The 4,255-nt window shown below is 30.2% G+C and carries 5 protein-coding genes; all 5 read right to left on the bottom strand.

The features are described from left to right. The coding region (locus tag ACIQ2I_RS08330; RefSeq protein ID WP_396181957.1) for a DUF5103 domain-containing protein at positions 1 to 799 on the bottom strand (799 nt) is incomplete at its 3' end. A gap of 48 nt (positions 800 to 847) precedes the next feature. Next, complete coding sequence (locus tag ACIQ2I_RS08325) at positions 848 to 1,618, bottom strand: class I SAM-dependent methyltransferase (protein WP_396181956.1); 771 nt, start codon at positions 1,616 to 1,618, stop codon at positions 848 to 850. 38 nt (positions 1,619 to 1,656) lie between these two features. After that, positions 1,657 to 2,037 (bottom strand): GxxExxY protein, encoded by a 381-nt coding sequence (locus ACIQ2I_RS08320; protein WP_396181955.1) that lies wholly within the window; start codon positions 2,035 to 2,037, stop codon positions 1,657 to 1,659. Positions 2,038 to 2,067: 30 nt separating this feature from the next. After that, the gene (gene map, locus ACIQ2I_RS08315) at positions 2,068 to 2,886 is read right to left on the bottom strand and encodes a type I methionyl aminopeptidase (protein ID WP_396181954.1); all 819 of its coding nucleotides are present in this window, start codon (positions 2,884 to 2,886) and stop codon (positions 2,068 to 2,070) included. 32 nt (positions 2,887 to 2,918) lie between these two features. Then, positions 2,919 to 4,255: TolC family protein (locus ACIQ2I_RS08310; protein WP_396181953.1), on the bottom strand; the 1,337-nt coding region annotated here is incomplete at its 5' end.

Below are 4,255 nucleotides of genomic sequence, written 5' to 3'. Positions count from 1 at the left end.
CTTCATTTGTATACAAAATAGTATTGTACACATCCCCAGAAGTTACTTTAAAAACCGAGTTAGAAGCGCCACGAACATTTTTATTTTCGAAATTTAAAAATTCATTTCCTGCCCAAAATTGGGTTTCTTTATTGTATCTGTAAATGAGTTGTGTGCCAATAGTATATTGTGGTTTGATATTATGAATAGCTGAATTTAATTTTCCATTTTGAAAAATAGAAACTTTTACGTTTTCTTTTGGGTTTTGTAATGGTTTGTCTTTATAATCGATAAAAAACTCAATATTTTGTTTCTTATTAACGGTTTCCATATCTCGAGATCGTCTGATTGTTATGCCCACAGCAGTATTATCTTCGTATATAATGAATTTTTTTGAAAACACAATTTCTTGATCTTCATCGAAAATTTTTACAATATAATTACCGCTTTTAATAATTTGATTGAATTTATTTGGAAAACTCAAAGTATAATGGGAATAAATTTGCAAACAATTTAACGAGTTTTGATAATTTTGAATGCGTTGATTGTCTAACCCATTTAAATATTCATTTTTAAGCAATTGACTTGGTGTCCAATCGTAATTGTATTGTTCAATCGTATAAAAATAATCCGCTTCGTTACCGTATAAATCGTCAAATTGCAAATCGAAATTTTCTCCCAATCCAAAAAACGGAATGGTATTGTTTACATTTTGCGAAAAAGTAATTGTTTTTATATTGTAAGGTGGCACTACTTCTTTTTCTTGTGAAAATACGAAAGTGGTAACCAATATGGTTATGATTTTTAAAAAATGCTTCATAGATTTTATTTTCAATTCATAAAGATATAAAAACTAATCTAAATATAATTATTTAAATACCACTGGAATAATTTCGCCTTTTGCCAAACAAAACTTTTCTACCAAATCTTCAGGGATTGTGTTTGTGTAATCTATTTCTTTCACACAGAAACCAATACTTCTTAATTTGTCAAAATAATCTCTTCCATACACACGAACGTGATCATATTGCCCAAAAATTTTAGCACGCTCTTTTTGATCGGTAATCGAATCATCTGAAAAAGTAACGTCTCTTTTTAAATCCTGTGGAATTTGAAAAATCCCCATACCGTCTGGTTTCATCACTCTGTACAATTCTTGCATTGCTTTTGTGTCATCAGGAATGTGTTCTAAAACATGATTGCACAAAATAATGTCGTATGTATTATCTTGAAACGGCAAATTACAAATATCTGCTTTTACATCAGCCAAAGGCGAAAGTAAATCGGTAGTAGTATACTCTAAATTAGTTTGTTTTTTAAAGCGTTTGTAAAATTCTTGTTCAGGGGCGAAATGTAGTACTTTTATTTTTTCTGTTGAAGTAAAAAAGTGGGTTTCATTTTGAAGATATAACCATAACAAACGGTGTCTTTCTAAGGATAAAGTACTAGGAGACAATACGTTGTTTCTTTGTGTGCCATATCCGTAAGGCAAAAACATTCGGAAACTATTACCATCAATTGGATCCGTAAATTTATTTCCTTTTAAAAGAAACGCAATAATTGGTCGTGCCACAATACTTAATCTTATTAAGATAGGACGCGGTATGGTATTCAGTATAAATTTAAATATTTTTTTCATAATTTTTTAAACACTAATTTCACTAATTAGCACTAATTTTATAATATTATACGTTGGTATTTTAAACTGTTTTCACCAAAGTTAACCAATAAACCTAGTTTGCATTTAGAGGCAGCTAGATAATTTAAAACTTGTTTGGTTTCACTTGATGATAATGTTTGTATTGCTTTCAATTCAATTATAATTGAATCGTAAACTGTAAAATCTGAATAGTAATAACTAGGTAACTTTACTCCTTTGTATTCAATAGTGTATTTTTGTTCACGAACAAAAGGTATATGATTTGCTAAAAATTCGAGTTCTAAAGCATCACCATAGACTTTTTCATTATGTCCTTTTCCTAAATATTTATGAACTTCCATACACAATCCAATAACTTTGTACGCTTCTTCTTTATAAATTAAATTTTGTTCAGTCATTAGTGATAATTAGTGAAATTCGTGTTGAGTTTACAATACTAACGGTTTACTTCTCAACCCGTCTTCTTCATTACTTACAATTCCAAGCGCTTCATAAATATAAGCGAAAGTGGAAAGCAATTCTGGTTTTCCGTTTACTATGGCTACATCGTGTTCAAAGTGTGCGGAAGGTTTGTTGTCGGCTGTTGTGATTGTCCAACCATCTTTATGTTGAACGATGTTTTTGGTGCCTAAATTTATCATTGGTTCAATAGCAATTACCATTCCGTTGACTAATTTTTTTCCATGCCCACGTTTGCCATAATTTGCCACTTCTGGATCTTCGTGCATTTTTTTTCCTAAACCATGTCCGCATAGTTCACGGACTACGCCATAACCATGACTTTCACAATACGTCTGAATGGCATATCCAATATCTTCCACACGATTGCCTACTTTTGTTTCTCTAATTCCAACGTATAACGATTCTTTGGTAATTTGAAGTAGTTTTTTGGTTGCTTCAGCTACTTCTCCCACTTCAAAAGTATAAGCGTGGTCTCCATAAAATCCGTTTTTTAACGTACCGCAATCTACTGAAATAATGTCGCCATCTTGTAAAGGATTATTGTTTGGAATGCCATGAACTACTTGTGTATTAGGGCTCATACATAACGAATTTGGGAAACCATACATGCCTTTAAATGCTGGTTCTGCGCCGTGGTCGCGAATAAATTGTTCTGCTAATTTATCTAAATGTAGTGTGGTAACTCCGGGTTTTATTTCCTTTGCAATCATGCCTAAAGTTTTGGAAACAATTAGGGCACTTTCGCGCATTAATTCTATTTCTTCTGCGGTTTTTATAATAATCATCTTCTTGAAATTGAGATAACAAAAGTAAATAATTAATTTGGATTGGCTATTGTTTTATATAAATCCGCATTTGAAATGTAAAACCTGTTTTCAATTAAAATTTTTGACAATTGTGCTAAAACTAAATTGTTTTCACGTGTATTTATTAAAAATAAAGAACTTTCTCCCATATTAAATAAACGCTCTTCGGAATTTAATAAAGTTGAATTGTCTTTTACTAAGTCCGTAATTAGATCTTCTTGTTTTTTTAGCGATTGAATTTCAGCTTTTTGCGATTCAATTTTGTTCATTAATTGTTCTTTTTCAAAACGTAATCCAAATTTTTCCGATTCAATTTTTTGTTTAGTTATTTTTAAGCTACCTCGTTCTTTTCTTAAAAATAATGGCAGTGCAACATTTACTCCAAATTTATAATCTTGGAATCGAAATTCTTGAAATTGGTTTGGGTTTGACAAATAATTATATCCCAAATCTACTTTTGGTAGTAATTGATTTGCCTTTAATTTTCTATCCACTTCAAGCATATTAATTTTGTAATTAATTGCATTTATTTTTGGATGATTTTCTGTAGTAAAGGTTACTAAATTTAGTTCGTTTGTGCTTAAATAATCTTGTATATTTTTAAATAAATTTATTTCAGGATACATGTTTTCTTCTAATTCTATTGGAATGCTATTGTTTGTCCATAAAAAATTAGATAATTCTAAACGTGCTTTCGTAAGTTTTAGAAGTGCGTCTTCTTTATTGAGTAATCTGTTTTTCAGAGTAATTCCTGCTTCAACACTGTCAATTGCAGCTTTATCGCCTTGTTCAATTAAGGTTTTAATTCCCTTTAATCGTATTTCTGCATTTTGTAAATAAGTATCATATAATTTATATTCTTCATAATTTTTTTTCCAATTAAAATAAGCTATCGAAGCCTGATGCAAAACCAGAATCGCTTGTAAATTTCTTTCAGCAGTGCTCAAATTTATATTTATTTTTGCTTTTCGTAAATCAGCCATGCGTTGGTTAATTAAAAATCCTTGTAAAAGAGGGATTGAAATTCCAGCATAATTTAAACCTTCTGTTGGAGTATTATTTTCTGGGTTTAGAAATACACCCTCATTACTTTCAAAACCCCCACTAAATTCAATTCCGTACCAAGTTGGAATTTTAAATCCACCATTAAAAACGGAATAATATTTTTTATCGTTAAATTCTTTATTGTTAAAATCTGCTTCTAATTTAGGGTCAAATGCACCTCGAGCCATTAATAAATTTGCTTGTGCTTGCGAAATTTCCAAATCTGCAATTTTAACTAAAGGATGAAATTTTTTCACCATTCCTAAATACTCATTAAAGGACATTTCTTTGGTTACTTGAGCAT

It is taken from the genome of Flavobacterium sp. (assembly GCF_044368995.1).
In the GTDB taxonomy this organism is placed as follows: Bacteria; Bacteroidota; Bacteroidia; order Flavobacteriales; family Flavobacteriaceae; genus Flavobacterium.
This window is presented reverse-complemented; position numbering and strand designations above follow the sequence as displayed.

Excerpts from the sequence above, each read along its gene's own strand:
- ACIQ2I_RS08325 (WP_396181956.1), bottom strand. The coding sequence starts at position 1,618 with ATGAAAAAAATATTTAAATTTATACTGAATACCATACCGCGTCCTATC.
- ACIQ2I_RS08320 (WP_396181955.1), bottom strand. The coding sequence starts at position 2,037 with ATGACTGAACAAAATTTAATTTATAAAGAAGAAGCGTACAAAGTTATT.
- map (WP_396181954.1), bottom strand. The coding sequence starts at position 2,886 with ATGATTATTATAAAAACCGCAGAAGAAATAGAATTAATGCGCGAAAGT.